General features: G+C 58.8%; 1 pseudogene. It reads right to left on the bottom strand.

Going from position 1 to position 972, the window contains the following annotated elements:
- A pseudogene (locus AB6724_RS21800) lies at positions 1-957 on the bottom strand (IS3 family transposase); the annotation flags it as partial.
- Positions 958-972 lie beyond the last annotated feature (15 nt).

Genomic DNA, 972 nt, shown 5'->3' with positions numbered 1-972 from the left:
TGAACCAATGTTCGTTCAAGCACTCATCCCTAAAGCGCCCGTTGAATGATTCGATGTAGGCGTTCTGGTTGGGCTTGCCCGGCTCAATCAGAAACAGCTGAACACCTCGGGCATGAGCCCAGGTCAGCATGGCGCGGCTACAGAACTCCTTGCCGTTGTCGGTTCTGATCGCTTTGGGTAGTCCCCTTGTGCTGGCCAGTCGCTCCAGAATGCGCACCAGTTGGTTGCCACCCAAGGCCCGCTCCGGCACGATGGCCACGGCCTCATGGGTTGCATCGTCCACTATCGTCAGGTTTTTGATGCTGCGTCCTTCTGCTGTGCGGTCAAAGACAAAGTCCATGGATCACACCTGGTTGGCAGCTATCGGGCGTACCAAGGGATGGCGCTCCGATATCGGGATCTTCTTGCGCCTGCGTTTTTTGACTTGAAGACCGGCTTGGGCATACAGACGATCCACCCGCTTGTGATTCACGATCTCTCCGGCCTGGCGCAGCTTCAGGTAGATCATGCCGGCCCCGTAGCGGCGATGACGCTGCGCCAGAGCGATGATCTTTTCTTTCAAAGCGCAGTTGTGGTCGCAGGCGGGTTCGTAGCGCAGGGCGCTGGCGCTCATGCCGATGACGCGCAGCGAACGGCGTTCGCTCAGTCCGCAGCTGACCATGCGGCGCACCAGCTCGCGCCGTGCAGGTGCGCTCACCACTTTTTTCTCAAGGCTTCTTTCGTCACCTCGTTCTCAAGTAGGGCGTCGGCCAGCAGCCGTTTGAGCCGTCCGTTTTCGGTTTCCAGCTCTTTCAGGCGTTTGGCATCGGACACGCTCATGCCGCCAAACTTGCTGCGCCAGAGGTAGTAGCTGGCCTCGGAGAAGCCGTGCCGTCGGCACAGCTCTGCCACGGGCAAGCCTGATTCGGCTTCCCGCAGGAAGCCAATGATCTGTTCTTCCGTAAATCTCTTCTTCACGTCCAATCTCCTGTC

Source organism: Comamonas guangdongensis (assembly GCF_041079535.1).
Lineage (GTDB): Bacteria > Pseudomonadota > Gammaproteobacteria > Burkholderiales > Burkholderiaceae_C > Comamonas > Comamonas guangdongensis.
Note: the sequence above shows the minus strand (reverse complement) of the source record. Positions and strands in the feature narration are given on the sequence as shown.